17 protein-coding genes are annotated in these 22,580 nt (G+C 70.4%); 6 read left to right on the top strand and 11 right to left on the bottom strand.

Annotation, left to right across the window (positions count from 1 at the left end; genetic code table 11):
- Positions 1-59: 59 nt before the first annotated feature.
- The 3 genes from LY625_RS13485 to LY625_RS05800 all read right to left on the bottom strand — a co-directional run bounded on the left by LY625_RS13485 (position 60) and on the right by LY625_RS05800 (position 2,806).
- Complete coding sequence (locus LY625_RS13485) at positions 60-1,598, bottom strand: hypothetical protein (protein ID WP_343223464.1); 1,539 nt, start codon at positions 1,596-1,598, stop codon at positions 60-62.
- 257 nt (positions 1,599-1,855) lie between these two features.
- A complete protein-coding gene (locus LY625_RS05805; protein WP_233738238.1) occupies positions 1,856-2,308 on the bottom strand; it encodes a DUF3597 domain-containing protein in 453 nt (150 codons plus the stop codon).
- Between the two features lie 45 nt (positions 2,309-2,353).
- Positions 2,354-2,806, bottom strand: coding sequence for a PA2169 family four-helix-bundle protein (locus LY625_RS05800; RefSeq protein ID WP_233738236.1), 453 nt, complete (start codon positions 2,804-2,806; stop codon positions 2,354-2,356).
- A 198-nt stretch (positions 2,807-3,004) separates the two neighbouring features.
- Between LY625_RS05800 and LY625_RS05795 the strand changes: the two genes are divergently transcribed.
- Together LY625_RS05795 and uvrD are read left to right on the top strand one after the other, a co-directional pair.
- Positions 3,005-3,586 carry a hypothetical protein gene (locus LY625_RS05795; RefSeq protein ID WP_233738235.1) on the top strand — a complete coding sequence of 194 codons (582 nt, stop codon included), beginning with the start codon at positions 3,005-3,007 and terminating at the stop codon, positions 3,584-3,586.
- A 9-nt stretch (positions 3,587-3,595) separates the two neighbouring features.
- Positions 3,596-5,791: a DNA helicase II gene (gene uvrD / locus LY625_RS05790; protein WP_233738234.1), complete on the top strand. Its 2,196-nt coding sequence runs from the start codon at positions 3,596-3,598 to the stop codon at positions 5,789-5,791.
- Positions 5,792-5,879: 88 nt separating this feature from the next.
- On the opposite strand, the gene chaB is transcribed toward uvrD, so the two are convergent.
- From chaB to LY625_RS05765, 5 genes are all read right to left on the bottom strand, one after another.
- Positions 5,880-6,107: a putative cation transport regulator ChaB gene (gene chaB / locus LY625_RS05785; protein WP_233738233.1), complete on the bottom strand. Its 228-nt coding sequence runs from the start codon at positions 6,105-6,107 to the stop codon at positions 5,880-5,882.
- A gap of 118 nt (positions 6,108-6,225) precedes the next feature.
- Positions 6,226-6,618 (bottom strand): DUF805 domain-containing protein, encoded by a 393-nt coding sequence (locus tag LY625_RS05780; RefSeq protein ID WP_233738232.1) that lies wholly within the window; start codon positions 6,616-6,618, stop codon positions 6,226-6,228.
- A gap of 125 nt (positions 6,619-6,743) precedes the next feature.
- Entirely contained in the window at positions 6,744-8,174 is a 1,431-nt protein-coding gene (locus tag LY625_RS05775; protein WP_233738228.1) for an MFS transporter, read from the bottom strand.
- An 80-nt stretch (positions 8,175-8,254) separates the two neighbouring features.
- Entirely contained in the window at positions 8,255-8,650 is a 396-nt protein-coding gene (locus tag LY625_RS05770) for a cupin domain-containing protein (protein ID WP_233738226.1), read from the bottom strand.
- A gap of 22 nt (positions 8,651-8,672) precedes the next feature.
- On the bottom strand, positions 8,673-8,963 hold the full coding sequence (locus tag LY625_RS05765) for a DUF2782 domain-containing protein (RefSeq protein ID WP_233738225.1): 291 nt from the start codon (positions 8,961-8,963) through the stop codon (positions 8,673-8,675).
- A 78-nt stretch (positions 8,964-9,041) separates the two neighbouring features.
- Between LY625_RS05765 and polA the strand changes: the two genes are divergently transcribed.
- Entirely contained in the window at positions 9,042-11,861 is a 2,820-nt protein-coding gene (gene polA, locus LY625_RS05760; protein WP_233738223.1) for a DNA polymerase I, read from the top strand.
- Between the two features lie 441 nt (positions 11,862-12,302).
- Here the strand turns inward: polA and hemF are convergent, their stop codons facing one another.
- Entirely contained in the window at positions 12,303-13,241 is a 939-nt protein-coding gene (gene hemF / locus LY625_RS05755) for an oxygen-dependent coproporphyrinogen oxidase (RefSeq protein WP_233738222.1), read from the bottom strand.
- 31 nt (positions 13,242-13,272) lie between these two features.
- Entirely contained in the window at positions 13,273-15,642 is a 2,370-nt protein-coding gene (locus LY625_RS05750) for a S9 family peptidase (protein WP_233738347.1), read from the bottom strand.
- A gap of 196 nt (positions 15,643-15,838) precedes the next feature.
- Between LY625_RS05750 and LY625_RS05745 the strand changes: the two genes are divergently transcribed.
- From LY625_RS05745 to LY625_RS05735, 3 genes are all read left to right on the top strand, one after another.
- The gene (locus tag LY625_RS05745; protein WP_233738221.1) at positions 15,839-16,111 is read left to right on the top strand and encodes a YcgL domain-containing protein; all 273 of its coding nucleotides are present in this window, start codon (positions 15,839-15,841) and stop codon (positions 16,109-16,111) included.
- Complete coding sequence (locus LY625_RS05740) at positions 16,104-19,553, top strand: ankyrin repeat domain-containing protein (protein WP_233738220.1); 3,450 nt, start codon at positions 16,104-16,106, stop codon at positions 19,551-19,553. Before LY625_RS05745 ends, LY625_RS05740 begins: the two co-directional genes overlap by 8 nt.
- An 80-nt stretch (positions 19,554-19,633) precedes the next feature.
- Positions 19,634-20,497 (top strand): energy transducer TonB, encoded by an 864-nt coding sequence (locus LY625_RS05735; protein WP_233738218.1) that lies wholly within the window; start codon positions 19,634-19,636, stop codon positions 20,495-20,497.
- A 130-nt stretch (positions 20,498-20,627) separates the two neighbouring features.
- Here LY625_RS05735 and rho read toward each other — a convergent pair whose 3' ends face one another.
- Positions 20,628-22,391: a transcription termination factor Rho gene (gene rho / locus LY625_RS05730; protein ID WP_233738216.1), complete on the bottom strand. Its 1,764-nt coding sequence runs from the start codon at positions 22,389-22,391 to the stop codon at positions 20,628-20,630.
- Positions 22,392-22,580 lie beyond the last annotated feature (189 nt).

Below are 22,580 nucleotides of genomic sequence, written 5' to 3'. Positions count from 1 at the left end.
CCTCGACCTTTGAATCACCGCAGTCGAGTTCATACCGGTCGACTATGTGGTATTCCGGGTCACGGCTCCGGCGACACTTGCATGGGCGTGTCCGAGGGGGCCGTGGTTGCGTTGGGCGGTTCGATCGTCTCTGGCGGGATACTCCGCGCGCCCTCCGGGACCGGCAAGGCGCCGACCCGCCGCAGGGCCGCAACCACCGCTTCCCGATTGCCATCCTCCGCCCAGCCGGACACGCTTTCGGCCACCTCGCCCGACTTGAGGAAATAGAACACCGGCGTACTGCCGGTTTCGATGAAGCGCCACGAGGTGGGCTGGTCGATCAGGCCGATGCGCTGTTCGGGGTGGCTTGCTTGCCACTGTTCGATCGGACCCAGTGGCAGGTTTCCCGGCGGCGCGACGATCCAGGTCGCGTGGCGGGCGAACAGGTCGCCCAGCTCGGGGTCGTTGCTGATCGCTTCCGCCGCGGCCTTCGAGAACCCACAAAGCGGATGCGAAACCACGAGCACCTGGTACTCCGTATCCAGGTCGATCGCCTCACGCCGGAGCACGCTGCCTTCCGGATGCCAGGTCAGCAAGCCCGGGCCGCTGCTCGTTGGTCCGTCTACGGCCTCGACCGCGGGTACCCGCCGCGCTTCAAGGCCGGGGTGTAGATCGTGGAACGCGCGCGCCTCATCGAGCAGGCGCGCGGCGACAAGGACCTCATGGGTACGCTCGAGCTGTTCGGGTGTGGCGCCCGAACGGCGTTCCAGCTCCGCGGTGATCGCCAGCAGCTCGCGAGCCGGCGCTTCCTCGTCCAGATAGAAGGCGACTGTGGACAGCGATTCGAACAATCCCTCCAATGCTGCGTCGTCCAGTGCTTCCGGGCGGGTTTCACCGTAGACCGCCAGATAGCGCTCGCGCAGGGCGCGCCCCCTTTCCGCAGAGGGTCGATCACGGTAAACGGTGTCAGCCAGGTCCTGGAGCGTGCCCGCATCTGCATCCAGGGGCTCCGCGGCGTTGGCTCCGGATTCCGCCGGGGCGGACACTCCGTTCTCATCCGACTGCCCTTGGCGACACGCTGGATCGCCGTACGCGATGCTGTAGCTGCTTTCGAAACACGTCACCAGCGCGTCCACCACCTCGAGGTTCGGAGGCCAGCGAAACTTCATCTCCGGTTGCCCGGGGGCCGAAGGAAAGGTGACGTATCCGTCGATCAGCGGCGGGAAGCCGGAGCCTTCGGGAACCGGGATCGCCGCCAGTTCCCGGCGGGCGGCCAGCAGACGGTCCATGTCGCGCTCGAGGAAGGCGATGCTGGCGTCCACGTAATGGTTCCAGCCGGCGGGGTCTTCCGCAGGCTTGCGGCGCGCCGCCCTGAACAGGCGCGCGGCTTGGACGTACTGCCCGGCCGAAGCGCGCATCTGGCCTTCGTGCCAGGCCAGGATTCCGCCTTCCACGCCGTGGCGGTCGCGATAGGCGCGGATCAGGTCTGCGGTATCCAGTTCGCAGCCCGGCTCGCGGGCGATTTTCCGCCACCCGCCGCCCCCGTCAGTGAGATCCTGGTCGAACGCCTGCTCGTCGAGCTCGAGCATCGCTTCCAGGTCGTAGTCACATGCCGCCATGGCCGGAACTGCGCAGGTGGTTGCCGCCAGCGCCAAGGCCAGAAGAAGAGTTCCCCGCATTCCTTGCCTCCCCTTGGATGCCTGTTCCCCGGCTCGACTCTACACACAGCAGTCGACAGGAACTCCTGGAGGCTACTTCGTCCGCCACCTGATGGGGGCCGAACCGCCGCGCGAGTACCGGATGGCCCCGGGCCAACCGGCAACCCCGTGCAAACCGGAACGGAGGCCGGCCCCGGACTGGCCGGGGCCGGTGAACTTCAGTCCTTCAGCTCGTCGGGTACCTTGCCGCCGTTTTCGGCCAGCTTGCGCATTACCGCCCGGTGCAGGGCGATGTTCTGCTCCGCGCTGCCATGCGCCCCGGCATTGACGCCCAGTTCGGCCGCCAGTTCCTTGCGCGCTTCCAGGCTGGAATCGAGGTCAAGCAGCTTCAGCAGGTCGACGATGGAGTGCCGCCAGTCGCTCTGGCCGCCCTTCTCCGCGGCCATGGCGGTGAGCACGGCTTCGACATCGACGGGCGCGGGTGCAGGGCTTGGCGCGGGGGCCGGAGCCGGCGCAGCCCGCGGCGCGGGCGGCGGCGCGACGGCAGGGCCGTTCCTGCTGCCACCGGAAACACCGGCTGCGGGCGCGCGGTTGCCTGCGGGGTTGGGCGTCGATGCGGATGCGGTCTTGCGGCTGAAGATGCGGTCGCGGATCTTCGAGAACAGCCCCATGGGCTACCTCCTTGAAGGCGGGTTACGGGTGGTGTCGCGCGCGGCTCAGCGCGTGCCCTTCATGGCGAACTTGCGGTTGCGCATGGTGTTGTGGCATTCGGTGACCTGCGGCATGTACTTCTGCGCGGCGGCGCGGGCGGCGGCCGGGGTGTCGCTGTCCTCGAGCGTGTCCTTGAACGCCCCGAGCAGGCGGTCCTCCAGCTCTTCCAGTTCCGCCACGTAGGCGTAGTCGGTATTGCCCAGCGCGGCACGGGCCTTGGCATAGGCTTGGCGCATCGAGCCGACCATGGTGCCGTGGTCGGCGGGATCGCCACCCGCCACCGCAACTTCGCTGGCCAGGCCGCTCGCGATTTCGCGCTTGTGCTCGCCCATGCGCCTGAAGAGGTCCGCCAGCTCGGCGTTGTCCACCTTGCCGGCCGCCTCGCTGTAGAACTCGCTGCCGTCCCGGGCGATCTCGATCAGGTCGTTCAGGGTGTGCTGGATCTTCTTGTCGGTCATGTCGGGTTTCCTTGAAACGGGCCGTCCAGTCTTTCTGCCAGGCCATGAAGTCCTTGTGCAGCCGATGCGTGGTTGAAGCCGGCAGGCGTTCCGCTGTCTACGGCATCCGCAGACACACCGCCTCCGGCGCGGCTCTGAAGGAACCTCCGCGGCGTCCGGCGGTCCAAGCCGCGACTGTTTCCCAGGGAAAGGGACGGAATGGACGAGCGCGGTGCGCATTACACAGCGATGGTTGTCGCGCTTGGGGTGCCGGTCCTGGCATTCCTCGCCTTGCAGCGGCCGGTGGCTCATCGGCAGGTTTCCGGCTCCGGTGCGCCCATGCAGGTCGTGCTCGTCGCCAACATGCCGCCGCCTCCCCGGGTGCAGGAGATTCCATTGCCACCGGCGCAGAAGGAACAGGTGATCCAACGCACCCGGGAGCCCTCCCGGGTGCGGGCCGGTGACATGCGCCCTGATCCGCACGCCCGGGCCGGGGCCGAGGATCTGGCCGGCACTACGCTGAACCTGCGATTGCCGGAGCGGGAAACCACCGGGTTCCGTTCCTCGGCGGCGCCGTCCACCAGGGCCTGGCAACCGTCGTTGCCCAGGCTTCGCGTGCGGATGGAGGATGCATCGTTCGGCGGCCGGCTGGGCCGCATGCAGAAGGCGGCGACGTGCAGCGAGCTGCGGATGATGCTGGACGGACCGGGCGGCTCGGCAGTTGGCGCCAGCCGCGAGCTGGTGATGCGCGAGTTGCGTGAGCTGGGATGCCTGCGCCGGGGTGCCGGGCAGGGCCGGTAGAATGGCGCGATGGATGTTTCCCACCTGCTCGACGGGCTGAACCCGGCCCAGCGCGAGGCCGTATCCGCGCCCCCCGGCCATTACCTGGTCCTAGCCGGTGCCGGTTCCGGCAAGACCCGCGTGCTGACCCACCGCATCGCCTGGCTGCACGAGGTCTTCGGGGTGCCGATGCACGGCATCCTCGCAGTCACCTTCACCAACAAGGCGGCGGCCGAGATGCGCCACCGGGTCGATGCCCAGCTGGGTGGCGGTACCCGCGGGATGTGGATCGGCACCTTCCACGGCATCGCCCACCGGCTGCTGCGGCTGCACTGGCGCGAGGCGAAGCTGCCGGAGGGCTTCCAGGTGCTCGATTCCGACGACCAGCTGCGGCTGGTCAAGCGGGTGGTGCAGGGGCTGGAGTTGGACGACAGCCGCTTTCCGCCGCGGCAGATCGCCTGGTGGATCAACGCGCAGAAGGACGAGGGCCGGCGGCCGCAGCACATCCAGGCCGACCCGGGCGACCAGTGGGCCGACGTGATGCTGCGCTGCTACGCCGCCTACCAGGAGCGCTGCGAGCGCGCCGGGCTGGTCGACTTCGCCGAGCTGCTGCTGCGCGCCCACGAGCTGCTGCGCGACAACCCGGCGTTGCTGTCGCACTATCGCCACCGCTTCGGCCAGGTGCTGGTCGACGAGTTCCAGGACACCAACGCGATCCAGTACGCCTTCGTGCGGGTGCTGGCCGGCGACAGTGGGCAGGTGTTCGTGGTCGGCGACGACGACCAGTCGATCTACGGCTGGCGCGGGGCCAAGGTCGAGAACGTGCAGAAGTTCCTGAAGGACTTCACGCTCCCCGACGGCAGCGCCGCGAAGACCATCCGCCTGGAGCAGAACTACCGTTCCTCGGCCAACATCCTGGACGCCGCCAACGCGGTGATCGCGCACAACCCCGGACGGCTGGGCAAGAAGCTGTGGACCGACAGCGGCAGCGGCGAGCCGATCGACCTGTACGCGGCCTACAACGAGATCGACGAGGCGCGCTTCGTGGTCGAGCGGCTGCGCCAGTGGGTGCGCGACGGCGGCAGCTATGGCGAGGTGGCGATCCTCTACCGCAGCAATGCCCAGTCGCGCGCCTTCGAGGAGGCGCTGCTGTCCGAGCAGGTGCCGTACCGGGTATACGGCGGGCAGCGCTTCTTCGAGCGCGCCGAGATCAAGGACACCCTGGCCTACCTGCGGCTGGTCACCAACCGCAGCGATGACGCCGCCTTCGAGCGCGCGGTCAACACGCCGGCCCGGGGCATCGGCCAGCGCACCCTGGACGAGGTCCGCCTGCGCGCCCGCGCTGACGGCGCCCCGCTGTGGGTGGCCGCGCGCTGGCTGAGCGAGGAGCCGGTGCTGGCCGCCCGCGCCCGCAATGCACTGGCCGGTTTCCTGCAGCTGGTCGAAGCCATCGAGGCGGAGATCGCCGACATGGGCCTGCAGGAGAAGATCGACCACGTGCTCGCCCGATCCGGGCTGCGCGAGCACTACGCGAAGGAATCCAAGGGCCAGCTCGATTCGCGCACCGACAACCTCGACGAGCTGGTGTCGGTGGCTTCGCGCTTCACCCGCAGCGACGACGAGGACAGCGAGGCCATGCCCGAACTGGTCGCCTTCCTGTCCTACGCCGCACTGGAGGCCGGCGAAGGCCAGGCCGAGGCCGGCGAGGAGGGCGTGCAGCTGATGACCCTGCACAGCGCCAAGGGCCTGGAGTTCCCGCTGGTGTTCCTGGGCGGGCTGGAGGAGGGGCTGTTCCCCAACAACAAGTCGATCGAGGAATCCGGCCGGCTGGAGGAGGAACGCCGCCTGGCCTACGTCGGCATCACCCGTGCCCGCGAGAAGCTGGTGCTGAGCTACGCCGAGGCCCGGCGCATCCACGGCATGGACATGTACGGCGTGCCCTCGCGCTTCCTGCGCGAGATCCCGCCCGCGCTGCTGCACGAGGTGCGCCCCAAGGTGCAGGTCTCACGCCCGGTGGCGGGGGCCGCCCCGCGCCGCAACTTCGGCCACGCGGCGATCGAGGCCCCCCCGCTGCCGCTGGGTGCCAACGTGCGCCACGCCAAGTTCGGCACCGGCGTGGTCACCGACTACGAGGGCAGCGGCGCCCACGCCCGGGTGCAGGTCAACTTCGACGACGCCGGCAGCAAGTGGCTGGTGCTGGCCTACGCCAACCTGCAGCCGGCCTGACGTCATGCCTGCGAACGCGGGCATCCATGGACGTTCGTGACGCAGGCAGTGGATTCCCGCGTTCGCGGGCATGACGATGCGGGCGCTCCTACTTCGCGTGCCACTTGTCGTCATCCCCCTTCTCGTACTTCTCCTTCACCGCCGCCCACGCCACCTTGTGCGCGGTCTCCTCGCGCGAGGTGTCGCCGCGACGGTCGTCGGGATCCTTGTACTCGTCCCAGGCGCTGTTGAACGCCTCCTTGTAGATCTCCTGCGCGTGCTTGGGCACGTTGTCGCGGACGGAGTCGGGGAGGTCGGAGATACGGTCGTAAGGCATGACAGCCTCCTGCTGGCAGTGGCTACGACTATCCGCAAGGCCGGTTAAGTCGCCGCGAACGCCGTGGAAAGGCAGACGGCGCCCAGGGGCGCCGTCTCAATGCTGCCCTGGGAGGCTCTCAGGCCAGTGCCGGAGCCCCGCCCTCTTCGCCGATTTTCGGGTCGGGTCCAAAGCGATTGTTGCTGTTGGTGCCCTCTCTGACCGCGAACACCAGAAGGACCAAGATACCGACAAGTGGAACAAACATGATCAGCAGCCACCAGCCACTCTTGTCGATGTCGTGCAGCCGGCGGACGCTGACGGCCAAGCCTGGCAGGAACACCGCCAAGCCATACAGCGTACCGAAGAGGCCCCAGCCACTTTCCGCGTCGAGCGTCCCGAAGATGACGTCGATGACTGCGATCAGGATGGTCGCAATCAGGCTGAAGAGAGTGAACATCCAGTATTCCTTCCGACGGGCTCGCCCCTCGAAGCCCACGTAATTTTTCAGCACCTTCAAATACCAGTACATGTGGTTCCCCTAGTGTCTTGAATGCGTGGCCTTTCCCCTGCACACGCGCGGCGATAGTAACAACGGGCATGGTTCCGCGGTGGCTCGTGGAAACATTCCGGCTACCTTCCGCCATAACTGTGCGATCAGGTCGCCGACCGCTGCTCCACCTTCGGCTCCGCCACCTCACGCCCCTCGCGCGCACGCGACGCCATCTCCGATCCTGCGTTCCTGGGCAGCTTCGCCATCATCCACGCCGAGGTTGCCGACACCACTCCGATGCTCAGGAAGGCGAAGGTGAAGTTGATCGCCGCGCTGGTCGGCTCGCCGGTGGCCAGGCTCGACACGGTCAGCGCGTAGCCGCCCAAGGTGATCCCCAGCGCCAGCGAGACCTGCTGGGCCATTGCCGCGAAGCTGCTGGCCTGGCTCATGCGGGCCTGGTCGACCTCGGCATAGGCGATCGCGTTGAGGCTGGTGAACTGCAGCGAGCGGAAGCAGCCGGAGGCCAGCAGGATGCCGACCATCAGCGGGTAGGGGGTGTCGGCGCGGAACAGGCCGAAGGCGCACAGCATCAGCGAGGCGATCAGCGCGTTGGCGATCAGGACCGGGCGGAAGCCGAAACGGTTGAGGATGCGTCCGGCCAAGGTCTTCATGAACATCGAGCCGGCCGCCGAGGTGAAGGTGATCAGGCCGGACTGGAACGGGCTCAGGCCAAAGCTGGTCTGCAGCATCAGCGGCAGCAGGAACGGCAACGCCCCCACGCCGATGCGGAACAGCGAGCCGCCGAGCACCCCGGTGCGGAAGGTCACCTGCTTCAGCAGCCGCAGGTCGATCAGCGGGTGCGGGTGACGCAGCGAGTGCCTGACGTAGCCGCCCAGCAGGACCACGCCGACCAGCAGCGCGCCCAGCGAGAGCTGCACGCTGAGCAGGTGCCGGCCCAGGGTGGAGAAGCCGAACATCGCCAGCCCCAGACCGCTGGCCGAAAGCGAGAACCCGCGCCAGTCCAGCGGCTTGACCGGCTGCTTCAGCAGCGGGATGTAACGGCGCGCCAGCCAGATGCCCAGCAGTCCCATCGGGATGTTGATCAGGAAGATCCAGCGCCAGTGGGCGTAGGTGGTGATCAGCCCGCCCAGCGGCGGACCCAGCATCGGCCCCAGCAGCGCCGGGATCGACAGCCAACTCAGCGCCTGTACCAGTTCGGCCTTGGACACGCTGCGCAGCAGCACCAGCCGGCCGACCGGCACCATCATCGCCCCGCCGCAGCCCTGCAGGAAGCGCGCGGCCACCAGCCCGCCCAGCGACTGCGAGACGGCGCAGGCGACCGAACCGAGCAGGAACACCCCGATCGCGCCCATGAACACCGGGCGCGCGCCGAAGCGGTCGGCGACCCAGCCGCTGACCGGGATGAACACCGCCAGTGCCAGCATGTAGGTGGTCAGCGCCAGCTTCAGGCCGACCGGCTCGACGCCGAACTCGGCCGCGATCACCGGCAGCGAGGTGGTGATCGCGGTTGAATCCATGTTCTCGATGAACAGGGCGGTGGCGATGATCAGCGGCAGCAGGCGTTCGCGGCGCAAGGCTCCGTCCAGGCTGGCGGGGGGGGTAAACGACGACAGCCGGCACGAAGCCGGCTGTCGGGAGTCATCCGGGTACGCGGTTATTCCGTCGTGCGCCCGTCGAAGTGTTCCTCTTCGGACTCGGCGGCGGGCTTGTCCGGATGGACCACGTCCAGCCGGTGCTCCGGCGGCCCGTACAGGGTGTACAGCTTCAGCGGTGAATCGCCGGTGTTGAGGACGTTGTGGCGGGCGCCGGCCGGCACGATGACCGCGAAGTCGTCCTCGACCCGGTGGGTGGTGCCGTCGATCACCACCTCGCCCTCGCCTTCCTCGAAGCGCAGGAACTGGTCGTGGCCCTCGTGCACCTCGGCACCGATCTCCTCGCCGGGCTTGAGGGTCATCAGCACCAGCTGCATGTGCTTGCCGGTGTAGACCACGCGACGGAAGTCGTCGTTGCCGGTGGTGAGTTTCTCGATGTCGTCGACAAAGCCTTTCATCGGCTGCTTCTCCTTGGGGGTGTCAGTTCCACTCGAACAGCTTCCAGTACACCGCCGGGACGTTCTCGTCCGGGTTGCCGTCGCGGTCGCTGTCCATCAAGTAATAGACCGGCCCGCGCCCGGGCGTGACCTTCACCACCTGCAGGCGGCCGTTGACCCGGTATTCCTCGATCACGTCGCCGTTTTCGGCCACGGTGCGCGTGACCTCGGGGTTCTGCAGGGCGAGGGTCGGATCCTCCGGGGCCGCCGGGACGCTGGCGCAGGCGGCGAGCAGCAGGGCGGACAGGGCAGCGGTGACGGCGGCGGTGCGCATGGCGGGAACTCCTGTCGGGCGGACCCGTTCAGCATACGCCGCCGGGGTGGCGCCGGCAGTCCACGTAGAATCGGCGGGATGAAACGACTGGTCCTGATCGACGGCTCGAGCTACCTGTACCGGGCCTTCCACGCATTGCCGCCGCTGAGCAACGAGGCCGGCGAGCCCACCGGCGCCCTGTTCGGCGTGGTCAACATGCTGCGCGCCACGCTCAAGGAGAAGCCGGACTACGTCGCCTTCGTGGTCGACGCGCCCGGCAGGACCTTCCGCGACGACCTGGACGCCGAGTACAAGGCCAACCGCCCGCCGATGCCCGACGAGCTGCGCAGCCAGCTGCAGCCGATGTGCGACATCGTCGAGGCGCTGGGCATCAGCATCCTGCGCATCGACGGGGTGGAGGCCGACGACGTGATCGGCACCCTGGCGGTACAGGCGGCCGATGCCGGGGTGGACGTGACCGTGTCCACCAGCGACAAGGACTTCGCCCAGCTGGTGCGCCCCTGCCTCGACGGCGAGGGCGCGCCGTGCCCCGGCATCGGGCTGGTCAACACCATGAGCGGCAGCCGCCTGGACAGCGTCGAGGCGGTGGTCGGCAAGCACGGCGTGCGCCCGGACCAGATCATCGACTACCTGGCGCTGATGGGCGACAAGATCGACAACATCCCCGGGGTCGAGAAGTGCGGTCCCAAGACCGCGGCCAAGTGGCTGGCCGAGTACGGCGACCTGGACGGAGTGATCGCCAACGCCCATGCCATCAAAGGCAAGATCGGCGAGAACCTGCGCGCGGTGCTCGAGCGCCTGCCGCTCAACCGCGAGCTGACCACCATCCGCCTGGACGTGCCGCTGGAGGTCCGCCACGACCAGCTGCTGCTGCGCGAGCCGCACGTGGACGACCTGCGCACGCTGTACACCCGGTACGGCTTCCGCCAGGCCTTGCGCGACCTGGAAGGCGAGGGTGGCCAAGCCAGCGTCGCGGCCGATGCCGCAGGCGACCGCATCGGCCTGCGCGCCACGGCCGCCGGCTACGCGCGCAATGCCGCCGCGCCCGCGCCCGACGTCGATCCGGCGCTGGCCGCGCCCGGCGAGTACGAACTGGTGCTGACACCCGGGCAACTCGCGGACTGGGTCGCGCGGGTGGAGGCGGCCGACGAGTTCGCCTTCGACGTGGAGACCGACTCGCTCGATGCCCTGTGCGCGCGGCTGGTGGGCATCAGCCTGGCGGTGGAGCCCGGCCGTGCCTGCTACATCCCGGTCGGCCACGGCTATCCCGGCGCGCCGGCACAGCTGGCGGTGGAAACCGTGCTGGCCGCCCTGCGCCCGGTGCTGACCGACCCGGCGAAGCGCAAGATCGGCCACCACGGCAAGTACGACCTGCACGTGCTGCGTTGCCATGGGCTGGCGGTGGCCGGCTATGCCGACGACACGATGCTGGAAAGCTTCGTGCTCAACGCCACCGCGACCCGGCACGACATGGACTCGCTGGCCAGCCGCTACCTGGGCTACCAGACGCTCACCTATGCCGATGTCGCCGGCAAGGGCGCCAAGCAGATCACCTTCGACCAGGTCGGCGTGGACGAGGCGCTGCGCTACGCCGCCGAAGACGCCGACATCACCCTGCGCCTGCACCGGGTGCTGGGCCCGAAACTGGCCGCCGAACCCGCCCTGGAGCAGGTCTACCGCGGGATCGAGATGCCGCTGGTGCCGATCCTGGAGCGGATCGAAGCCAACGGGGTGCTGGTGGACGCCGGGGAGCTGCGCCGCCAGTCCGCCGACCTCGCCGCCCGCATGCTCGCCGCCCAGCAGAAGGCGACCGCGCTGGCCGGGCGCAGCTTCAACCTCGACTCGCCCAAGCAGGTCTGCGCGCTGCTGTACGACGAACTGAAGCTGCCGGCGCTGGTGAAGACGCCCAAGGGGCAACCCTCGGCCAACGAGGAGGCCCTGGAGGCGATCGCCGACCTGCACGAGCTGCCCAGGGTGATCCTGGACTACCGCAGCCTGGCCAAGCTGCGCGGCACCTACACCGACAAGCTGCCGCAGATGATCAACGCCGACAGCGGACGGCTGCACACCAGTTACCACCAGGCCGGCGCGGCCACCGGGCGGCTCGCCTCGTCCGACCCGAACCTGCAGAACATCCCGATCCGCACCGCCGACGGCCGGCGCATCCGCCAGGCCTTCGTCGCGCCGGAGGGCCGGCGCATCGTCGCCTGCGACTATTCGCAGATCGAACTGCGGATCATGGCCCACCTGTCGGCCGACCCTGCGCTGCTGCGCGCCTTCGGCTCCGGCCAGGACATCCACCGCGCGACCGCCGCGGAGGTGTTCGGCAAGGCGATCGACCAGGTGGAGCCCGGCGAACGCCGCGCCGCCAAGGCGATCAACTTCGGCCTGATGTACGGCATGAGCGCGTTCGGGCTGGCCAGGCAGATCGGCGTGCCGCGCGGCGAGGCGCAGGACTACATCGGCCTGTACTTCAGCCGCTATCCGGGGGTGCGCGAGTACATGGACCGCACCCGCGAGCAGGCGCGCGAGCAGGGATACGTGGAGACCGTGTTCGGCCGCAGGCTGTACCTGGACAACATCCACGCCCGCAACCAGGGCCTGCGCGCCGGCGCCGAGCGCGCGGCGATCAACGCCCCGATGCAGGGCACCGCGGCGGACATCATCAAGCGGGCGATGATCGACATCGATGCCTGGCTGGCCGGACAGCGCAATGGCGGCGGAAGCCCGGCGTTGATGATCCTGCAGGTGCACGATGAACTGGTGTTCGAGGTCGACGCGGGCTTCGTCGATACCCTGCTGGCCGAGGTGCCCGCGCGCATGTGTGCAGCGGCCGAACTGGCGGTGCCGCTGCTGGTCGAGAGCGGAGTCGGGGCCAACTGGGACGAGGCACACTGACCTCCCCCCGCAAGGTGTCGCACAATGGCATTTGCCGCCGCGCCTTGACAAAAATGAACGGGCGTGTTTTGCACGATTCCAAGGCTCTGAATTTGCCCTGAACCCTTCTGTTCCAAGGCCCGGTGCCTTCACGTGCCGTGCATGTTTCAAATGCTCATATAGCCCTCGACAGGTGCAACGCCTGTCACCGATCTCTCCCTCCCCTGGAGTGATCCCGGGAACGGAAAACGACCCCTCCCCAGGTCTCCGTTCCCTGTCCCGAGCCCCGCCGGCCCCCCTCCGGCGGGGCTTTTTATTGGTTCTTCGCCCGCCGTGCGCGCGTACGCACCGGCCCCGTCACGCCCGAACCCCTCATGCCCGCACCCCCGCCATGCCCGCGTACGCGGGCATCCATGGACTCTCCCCGGGTGCGCTTCGCTTACCCGGGCTACGGGCTACGGGCTACGGGGCGGGAAGCCAGTCGCGGGGCTTGAGGTACTCGTCCAGCCTGGCTTCGGGGCTGCCCGGCTCGGGCTGGAAGCCGTACTCCCAGCGCACCAGCGGCGGCAGGCTCATCAGGATCGACTCGGTCCGGCCACCGGACTGCAGGCCGAAGTGGGTGCCGCGGTCCCAGACCAGGTTGAACTCCACGTAGCGTCCGCGCCGGTAGAGCTGGAACTGGCGCTCACGCTCGCCGTACTGGCTGTCGCGGCGGCGCTCGACGATCGGCAGGTAGGCGTCGAGGAAGCCGTCGCCGACCGCGCGCAGGTAGCCGAAGTCGGCCTCGAAGTCCTCGTTGAGGTCGTCGAAGAACAGCCCGCCGACGCCACGGCACTCATCCCGGTGTTTCAGGAAGAAGTACTCGTCGCACCAGCGCTTGTGGGCCTGGTAGCGCGCCTCTCCGCCGTATGGCGCGCACAGTTCGCGGGCGGTGCGGTGCCAGTGCAGCACGTCCTCGTCGAAGGGGTAGAAGGGCGTCAGGTCGAAGCCGCCGCCGAACCACCGGGCCACCGTCTCGCCGTCGCGCTGGGCGTGGAAGTGGCGCACGTTGGCGTGGGTGGTCGGCAGGTAGGGGTTGCGCGGATGGAACACCAGCGACACGCCGGCCGCGCGCCAGGAGGCGCCGGCCAGCTCCGGCCGGTTGGCGGTCGCCGAGGGGGGCAGGCGGGTGCCGGAGACGTCGGAGAAGCCGATGCCGGCCTGCTCGAACACCGTGCCCCCGCGCAGCACCCGGGTCCGTCCGCCGCCGCCCAGCAGGCCCTGTCCGTCGCCGGGGGGCGTCCGTTCCCAACGGTCCTCGACGAACCGCGCGCCGCCGTCCGCCTGTTCGATCGCCGCACAGATGCGGTCCTGCAGTCCGGTCAGGTAGTCCCGGACGTCTTCGAAGTCACGTTCGCTCATGCCGGTGCATTCTACGCGGCGGGCGCGGAGCCTACTTCAGGGCGTCCTCGAACAGCTCCAGGATCCGCCGGTACTCGTCGTACCAGCTGTCGGGATGGACGAAGCCATGGCGCTCCAGCGGGTAGCTGGCCAGCTCCCACTTGTCCTTGCGCAGCTCGATCAGGCGCTGCGCCATCATCACCGAGTCCTTGTAGAACACGTTGTTGTCGATCATCCCGTGGGCGATCAGCAGGCGGTCCTGCAGGCCCGCGGCGAGCTCGATCGGCGAGGAGCGCAGGTAGGCCTCCGGGTCGAGCTCGGGGGTGTTGAGGATGTTCGAGGTGTACTGGTGGTTGTACTGCGACCAGTCGGCCACCGGGCGCAGCGCGGCGCCGGCCTTGAACGCGCCCGGCTCCTTGAACAGCGCCATGAAGGTCAGGAAGCCGCCGTAGCTGCCACCGTAGATGCCGGCGCGGTCGACGTCGCCCTGCCGGTGCTCGCCCAGCCAGGCCAGCCCGTCCAGGTAATCCTGCAGCTCCGGAGTGCCCATGTCGCGGTAGATGGCGGTGCGCCAGTCGCGGCCGTAGCCTTCCGAGGCGCGGAAATCCAGGTCCAGCACGATGTAGCCGCGCTGCACCAGCAGGTTGTGGAACATCTGCTCGCGGAAGTAGTTCGGGTAGCGTGCGTGCACGTTCTGCAGGTAGCCGGCGCCGTGGACGAACATCACCACCGGGTACTTGCGGCCCGGCTCCATCTGCGCGGGCCCGTAGTACTTGCCCCAGATGGTGCCGGCGCCGTCGGTCGAGGGGATCTGCACGATTTCCGGCTCGATCCACTGGCGGGCACGGAACTCCGCGGTGCGGGTGTCGGTCAGCTGCCGGGCGCCGCCGCCGGCCACTTCGACCACCGAAAGCTGCGGCGGCAGGTAGGCCAGCGAGTGGCGCACCAGCAGCTGCGAGCCATCCGGGGACAGGGCGAAATTCTCCACGCCGTCCAGCGAGGTCACCTCGCGTACCGGGCCGCCGTCGCGGTCCACCGCGCAGACCTCGTAGTCGCCGGGCCAGTTGCGGTTGCAGGTGAAGTAGAAGGTGCGACCGTCAGCCGACAGTTCCGGCGCGGAGACCTCCCACTCGCCCGAGGTCAGCGCGCGCGGGGTGCCGTTGCCTTCGGCGAGGTACAGGTGCGAGTAACCGGTCTGTTCCGACAGCAGCCACAGCGCGCCATCGGCGGTCCAGCCGAAGTCGTTGAAGCCCCAGTTGATCCAGGCCGGGTCGGTCAGGCGGTGGCGGCTGGCCAGCGATGCCCCGGCCGCCGCGCCGGCGCGCGGAGTGACCGTGGCGATCCAGCGGTCCTTGTTGTCCACCGCGCGCAGCAGCACCGCGGCGGCGCTGCCGTCGTCGCGCCAGGCGATCGCAGGCCCGGAGCCGTACGCGTCGCGCTCCACCCGGAGCGCGCGGTTGCCTTCCAGCGGGGGCAGTTCGGCCTTCTCGCGCAGCTCCGCCAGCGGGTCCCTGGCAATGCCGGGCAGGCCATCGAAGGACAGCTCGGACACCGCGCCGCTGGAGGTCTCCACCAGCCACAGGCGATGCGGGACCGGTGCGTTGCGGCCGACCCGGGTGCGGACGTCCTCGAACTCCTCGTAGCCCGACTCGGTGACGTACCTGGGCATCTGCCCGGCCTTGCCCTTGTCGGCGCCCTTGGCCTCGGTGACCACCAGCAGCCAGTCGGCGTCGGGCGAGAGCGCGCTGTCGACGATGACCAGGTCCTCGCCCAGCCAGGCTGTCGGCGGGGCGCGGGTGGGATCGACCTCGCGCCAGGCCTCTTCCTGCTCGCGCACTGCCTCGCGGCGCGCGCGCTCGGTGGCCAGGGTGTCGATCAGCCGCAGCTGGCGGTCGCGCAGCTCGTCGGCCCTGGGCTCGGTGGCCGGGTCCTTCGCCGCCTGGACCGCCGCCGCCTGGCTGGTGCCCAGCCCGGGCTGCCACTGGAACCACTCGTTGCCGGCGCGGAAGACCAGGTTGCCCTGGCGGCTCCACTGCGGGCGCGACTCGCGCGCCTCGGTGCGGGTGACCTGGGTCAGTGCGCCGCTGCGCAGGTCGCGCACGAACACGTCGCCATTGCGGACGAAGGCCATCCGGCTGCGGGTGGCGTCATAGGCGGGCAGGGGGCCGTCCAGTTCTGCCCGGGCGGCGCCGTCGATGCGCTCGGGGGTGCCGCCGGCGATTCCCGCCTGCCAGGTGTCGCGGATGGCCTCGCCGTCGCGCTTGAGGTTGTACTGCACGCGCTGGCCGTCCCAGGCCCACCAGGCCGCCTCGACCGGCGGGCCGATCCAGTCGGGGTCCGCCATCGCCTGGTCCAGGGTGATCGGAGTCGCGCCGGTGGGGGCTGCGGTGGACTGGGCGAGGGCATGGGGCGCAACGCCCATGAGCAGGGCGAAGGCGAGCAGGCTGTGGCGCATGGGTGCTACCGGACGTGGAAAACCGGGGGAGCGTAGCAGCGCCCCGCGCGGGCCCTCGCGGGCCGATGGTCACGTCAGGCGGGCCTTTCGCGCGCGCGCGTGTTCGCCCGCCCGCGGGTTGTGGGTATCCTGTTCCACAGCCCCGCCCGCGCGCCGTACCCCAATGCACGCCTACGTCTACAAGAGCCTGCGCAAGGACGACACCTATGTGTTCCTTGCCGCACGCGATGCGTTCGACCGCATCCCCGCGGGGGTGCGGGACGCGCTCGGGCGGCTGGAGCTGGTGCTGGAGGTCGACCTGTACCCGGGGCGCAGGCTGGCCCGGGCCGATGCCGGCACGGTGATGGAGGCGTTGTCCACGCGCGGTTTCCACCTGCAGGTGCCGCCGCGGCCGGACCTCGATCCGATGACGGAGGACTGGGGCACCGATGCCTGAGTCCCCGCCTCACGTTCCCTTTGTTGCGGCACTGCTGGCAGTGGCGGTCGTCCTCGCCGCCCTGGTGGCGGGCGTGCCGGTAGCGGCCGCCCCGGCCGGCTGGCTGCTGCAGCCGGTCCTGGCGCTCGCGGCCCGCGGCCGGCGCAGCCATCGTGTGCCCGGGGTCATGCAGTTGCGCGCCGGGGCCTTGCCGTTGCTGGCCCTGTGGGCGCTTGCGCTGGGCGGGTTTGCACTGATGCTGGCCTGGCCGCTGTCGGCGTTGCTGTCCAGTGGCGCGCTCGGGCCGGTCCTGATGGCCAGCAGCGTGGTGGGGATCGCGCTGCTGGTGCTGTGGCGCCTGTGGCCGCTGTGGCAGGGGCTGGAGCGTGATGGCGGCTCGCTGGGCGACCACCGGCGCGCGCTGCCGGGGCTCGAGCCGGGAGTCTGGCGTGGCCTGGGCGTGGCGACCGGCGTCGCCGCCGTGGCCGCGCTGGTCCTGCTGCTGGCCTGGCCGGGCCTGTTCACGGGCGGCCCCCGCTGGGCACTGGCGGGGCTGCTGCTGGCTGTTTCCGTTGGTTTGCACCTGTGGCTGCAGTACGTCGCACCGGCGCCGGCGATCACCTGGATGGAGGACGATGAAACCGCGCGCGCAAGGGACGAGGTGGAGCCCGCCACGCCCGTGGCGCCAGGCACGCTGGCCGGGACCCTGGTTCCGGGAGCCGACGGAACCGTGCAGGCCGCACCGGATGCATCCGGTGCGGCCACGGGCGTCCGGTCCGGGCACGCGGCAGGGGCCTCCATGGAGGTGGCCGAACCCGCGGCGCCGGCCGAACCGCTGGAGCCGGCGATGTATGAGGCGGCGCGGAACGGCCGCGTCGAGCAGGCGCTGGAACTGCTGGAGGCCGGGGCCGATCCGCACGCGCTGCCGCAGCCCGGCGATCGCGACCAGCGCAGCCTGGCGGCGCTGGCCGCGGTGCTTCCCGACCTGAGGCTGCTGCGTGCGCTGATCGCCCGCGGAGTCGACCTCAACCTGGCCCATGCCGGGCTCACTCCCCTGCTGGCGGCCACCCGCGACAGCTGGCACGGCCGGCCCGACGCGGTCACCACGCTGCTGGCCAATGGCGCCGATCCGCGCACCCGCGATGCCGGCGGCAACACCCCGCTGCACTACGCCGCCCGCAGCTCGGACCCGGGCGTGGCCGCCCTGTTGCTGGATGCCGCCGCCGAGCTCGAGGCGGTCAATGCCGACGGCTGGACGCCACTGGGCCTCGCCTGCGCCGCCGGCAACTGGCGCCTGGCGCGCTTCCTGCTCGAGCGTGGCGCCAAAGCCGAACCTCCCGATGCACAGCCGTCCCTTCTCGCCGCCGCCGCGGTGGAGGACGACGACCCTGCCGGCGTGGCCCTGTTGCTCAAGTACAAGGCGCGGGCAGGTGCCACGGGCCGGGGCGGACGGACGGCATTGCACGAGGCCGCCCTGGCCGGCCACCCTGCGATCGCCGCGGCGTTGCTGGCGGCGGGCGCGGATCCGGCGGGGCGTGATGCCCAGGACCGGCAGCCGGTCCACGAGGCGGCCCGTGGCGGTCACCTGGGCCTGCTGGAGTTGTTGCTGGAGAAGCTGTCACCCGACGACCTGGCGGCGGCGGTGCTGCTGCCCGACGACGCCGGCCGTGACCTGTTGATGCTTGCCGCCGGCCTGGAAGGCGCGGAGCCCGGGCTGCTGCAGGCCCTGGTGGCCGGTGGCGCCGATCCCTCCCGGCGCGACGATGAGGGCCGCAGCGCCCTGGACCGGGCGCTGGACGCCCGGCGCTGGCCGCTGGTCGCGGTACTCGACCCGTCGCGGGTGTTGCCGGTCGCCGGTGAAGAGCCGGAGGGCGAATCCGGGCGCGCGCCATTGACCCTGCTCCGCGAGGCCCTGGCGGAGGGCCTGGAGGACGGGATGGCGGCGGTCGCCGCCCGGCTGTCGCCACGTGAACTCGGAGCGCTGCTCCATGATGGTGGCGGTGCCCCGCCGGCGCACCAGGTCGTATGGTTGCTGGCCCGCGGTGCCGATCCCGAAGTGCGCGACGGCCTCGGCAACACGCCGCTGTTCGACTGGCTGGGCCAGGGGACGGCCGCGATCGAGCCGGTGCGCGCGCTGCTGGCGGCTGGCGTGTCGCCGGCCGGAGCGGGGGGACTGGCCCGCTGGCTGGGCGCGTGTGCCGCCGGCAACGGCCGGGGTCGCGGGCCCGAGGCGGAGTTGTTCGCGCTCGAGTTGCTGGAGCGTGGCGCCGACCCGTTCGGCGCCGGACCCGCCGGCGACCCGCCACTGACGCTGGCCGTGCGCCTGGACTGGAGCCGCCTGGTGGACCGGCTGCTGGGCGCCGGCGCCGACCCCGACCTGCGTGACAGCCATGGCATGGGCCCGCTGCACCTGGCCGCGGCCCTGGGCCGCGACTCGATGCTGCGCCAGCTCATCGCCCATGGCGCCAATCCGGAACTGTTGGCCGCCGACGGCCAGAGCCCGCTGGGCGTGGCGCTCTCGGCCGGCCGGCGCGACCTGGCCGACTGGCTCGACTGGCGTGGCTGGCCACTGCCGCGCCGGCGCCTGCTCGATGCCGATATCCCGGCGGCGGCGATCGTCGGCGACGCCGACGCGGTGCGCCGGCTGCTGGAACTGGGCCTGCCGGTCGAAGCGGTCGACCGGCAGGGCTGCACCGCGCTGCTGCGGGCCGCCGGAGGCGGCCATGGCGCACTGGTCGACCTGCTGCTGGCGCGCGGCGCCAACCCTTCCTGCACCGCCGGCACCGGCGCCACCCCGCTGTCGGCGGCGGTGAGCATGCGCAAGGCCGCGATCGTCGACCAGCTGATCGCCGCCGGTGCCGAAATCGAACAGCGCCTGCCCGACGGGCTGACCGCGTTGATGCTCGCCTGTGCGCTCGGCCTGCCGGACATGGCCGCGCGCCTGCTCGGCGCCGGCGCCGACATCCACGCCACCGACGATCACGGCCGCACCGCGCTGCACTGCGCGGCGATGTTCGGCTTCTCCGCCGGCGACCGCGCGCGGCTGGTCGCGCTGCTCGATGCCCTGCTGCTGGCCGGCGCGGAATCCGACCTGGAGCACGAGGCCGGCGGCGCCACCCCGCTGCTGCTGTTGCTGGGCGCACGCGCCGAGCCGGGCAGCACCGCCGACGAACAGGTGCTGCTGGCGGGCCTGGAGTTGCTGCTCGACAACGACGCCCGGCTCGACGTGCGCGACCCGCGTGGCTTCGGCCCGCTGCACCTGTCCGCCCTGCACGGCCTGCTGGACGTGGCCCGCTGGCTGCTGCGCCGCGGTGCCGACCCCGGCCAGCGCGACGGCCTCAACCGCACCCCGCGCGAGATCGCCGTCATGCGCGGCTTCGTCGACATCGCCGCCGAGATCGAGCCGCCGCCGGCGGCGCCGGGGGACGTTTCGATGGCGCGGTTCCTGCGCGAGCGGGACTGATCACCGGAATGCGTGCGTTGCTTGCCCGCCGCGCTTTCCGCAGCTAGCCTGCGGATCGACCGGGGAAGGGAGGCAGTACCATGGGGTTGAAGGGAATTCTTGTCGCGTCGGTGCTCGGCTGGGGTCTCGCCGTCGCGCCAGCGACGTTTGCAAAGCAGCCGGATGCGGCGTTGCTCGAGCGCGTCGAAGCCAGCCTGGTGGTGACGGGCACGGTCGACATCGAGCCCGATGGCAGCGTTTCCGGCTACGCGCTGGACCAGCCGGAGCAGATCCCGGAGTACGTACGCGCGGCACTGGCCGGGCGCGTGCCAGCCTGGCGTTTCGAGCCCGTTCTGGTGGAGGGTGAACCGGTCCGTGCACGCAGCCCCATGAGCGTGCGGATGCTGGCCAAGCCGGTAGGGGAGGAAGGCCTTGCCATTTCAGTCTCCGGGGCGAGCTTCGGCGAGAGCGGCGATCATCCCGCGCCGGCCAGGAAGCGCTTCGCGCCTCCGCGATATCCGACAGGGCCGCTGTACGACGGTGTGCAGGGCGACGTGTACCTGCTGCTGAAGGTCAATCTCCAGGGTGCCGTGGACGACGTGGCAGTCGAGCAGGTCAACCTGCGCACACTGGTGCCGGAAGGCCGCATGGAGGCGATGCGCCGGGAGTTCGCAAAAGCCAGCACGCGTGCGGCGCGTGCCTGGCGCTGGACCCGCACCGATGCGGAGAATGCGCCTGAAGAGGGGTATTGGACCTTCCGGATGCCGGTGGCTTTCAGCATAGGGCGCCCGGGTGACGACATGGAGCCGGAATACGGCCAATGGCAGCCGTATCTTCCGGGCCCGCGTCACCGCCCTGGCTGGGTTCCCGAGTCCGACGCCAGCGCCCCGGATGCGCTTCTTGCCGGTGAGCCGCAAGCTTTGGGCCGCGGGCCGAAGTTGCTGACGCCATTGTCCGATAGCTGAGCACCCGGGTGGGAACGCAGAATGCCCCGCGTGTGCGGGGCATTCCGGTTTCCCGGGCCGTGGATCCCCGCGTGCGCGGGGATGACCGGCAGGTGCGTGGGACGGACGATGGATGGCCGCGGCGAGGTGTTCAGCGCTTCATCGAAGCGAAGAACTCGTCGTTGGACTTGGAGCTCTTCATCTTGTCGAGCAGGAACTCCATCGCGCCGATCTCGTCCATGCCGTGCAGCAGCTTGCGCAGGATCCAGATCTTCTGCAGCAGCTCGGGCTCGATCAGGTAGTCCTCGCGGCGGGTGCCGGAGCGGTTGATGTCGATCGCCGGGTAGACGCGCTTCTCGGCGATGCGGCGGTTCAGGTGGACCTCGGAGTTGCCGGTGCCCTTGAACTCCTCGTAGATCACCTCGTCCATCTTGCTGCCGGTGTCGACCAGCGCGGTGGCGATGATGGTCAGGCTGCCGCCTTCCTCGACGTTGCGCGCCGCCCCGAAGAAGCGCTTCGGCCGGTGCAGGGCGTTGGCGTCCACGCCGCCCGACAGCACCTTGCCCGAGCTGGGGACCACGTTGTTGTACGCGCGCGCCAGGCGGGTGATCGAGTCGAGCAGGATCACCACGTCCTTCTTGTGCTCGACCAGGCGCTTGGCGCGCTCGATCACCATCTCGGCGACCTGCACGTGGCGCGCGGCCGGCTCGTCGAAGGTCGAGCTGATCACCTCGCCGCGCACGGTGCGCTGCATCTCGGTGACTTCCTCGGGCCGCTCGTCGATGAGCAGCACGATCATGTGCACGTCGGGATGGTTGTGGGTGATGGCGGTGGCGACCTGCTGCATCATCATCGTCTTGCCGGCCTTGGGCGGGCTGACGATCAGGGCGCGCTGGCCCTTGCCCTGCGGGGCCATGAGGTCGAGGATCCGGCCGGTGATGTCCTCGGTGGAGCCGTCGCCGCGCTCGAGCTTGAACTTGCGCCGCGGGAACAGCGCGGTCAGGTTCTCGAACAGCACCTTGCCCTTGCTGGCCTCGATCGGCTCGCCGTTGATGGTGTCGACCACCGCCAGGGCGAAGTAGCGCTCGCCGTCCTTGGGCCAGCGGATGCGGCCGGCGATGTGGTCGCCGGTGCGCAGGTTGAAGCGGCGGATCTGGCTGGGCGAGATGTAGGTGTCGTCCGGGCCGGCCAGGTAGCTGGCCTCGGCGGCACGCAGGAAGCCGAAGCCGTCGGGCAGGATCTCCAGCACGCCGTCGGCGGCCACGCCCTCGCCGTGCCGGGTCAGCACCTTGAGCACGGCGAAGATGACGTCCTGCTTGCGGGCGCGGGCAACGCCGTCGGTGATCGACAGCTGCTCGGCGATCTCCAGCAGCTTGTGCGCCGGCATCCGCTTCAGGTCGGTCAGCGAATAGGTCGGGAAGCCTTCCGGGACCTGGGGATTGGGCCTGGGTACGAAGTTTTCGTTGCCGCCTTCGTCGGCCGGCAGGCCGTCGCGGCTGCGCGGGCGGTCGCGGCGGTTGCGGTTGCGGTCGCGACGGTTGTTGCGGCCGCCGCCGGCATCCTGGCGATGGCCGCCGTTCTCCTGGCGCGGGCTGTTGCCTTCGGACCCGCCGCTGCCATTGCCACCGCCGTCGGCGCCGGCCGCCGGCCGGGGCTCCGCCGCGGGCGATGGTGAGGGTGCGGCCGGCGACGCAGCTGCAGGGGCGGGCGCCGGCGTGGCGGCCGGTGCAGGAGGTGCGGCCGGGGCGGGCGCAGGCGCCTGGGCGGCGGTCGCCGGCGCGGCCTTCGGCTGCGGTGAGTCGGGCGCGGTCGGCGCCGGAGCGTCGGCCTTGCTGGTGGTGGCCTTGGTGGCGCGCTTGCGCACGCGCTTCTCGGCGGTGGCGCCGGTGCCGGCGTCGGGGGTGGTATCGGACAAGCGGGAATTCCTCGCCAAGGGGGAAGCGCCCGCGGCAGGGGCCGTCAGGGCGTTACTGGGGACGTTGATCCGGAAGGACGTGCGGCGGTGCGGACCTCGCGGCCGCCGCCAGGAGCGGGGCCGCGGCAGCCGAAAAACGCCGGTTCCGCGAAACTAGCACTGCCCGGTGGCGTCACGCAAGCGCCGGGA

The organism is Lysobacter sp. GX 14042, assembly GCF_021390425.1.
Lineage (GTDB): Bacteria > Pseudomonadota > Gammaproteobacteria > Xanthomonadales > Xanthomonadaceae > Novilysobacter.
This window is presented reverse-complemented; position numbering and strand designations above follow the sequence as displayed.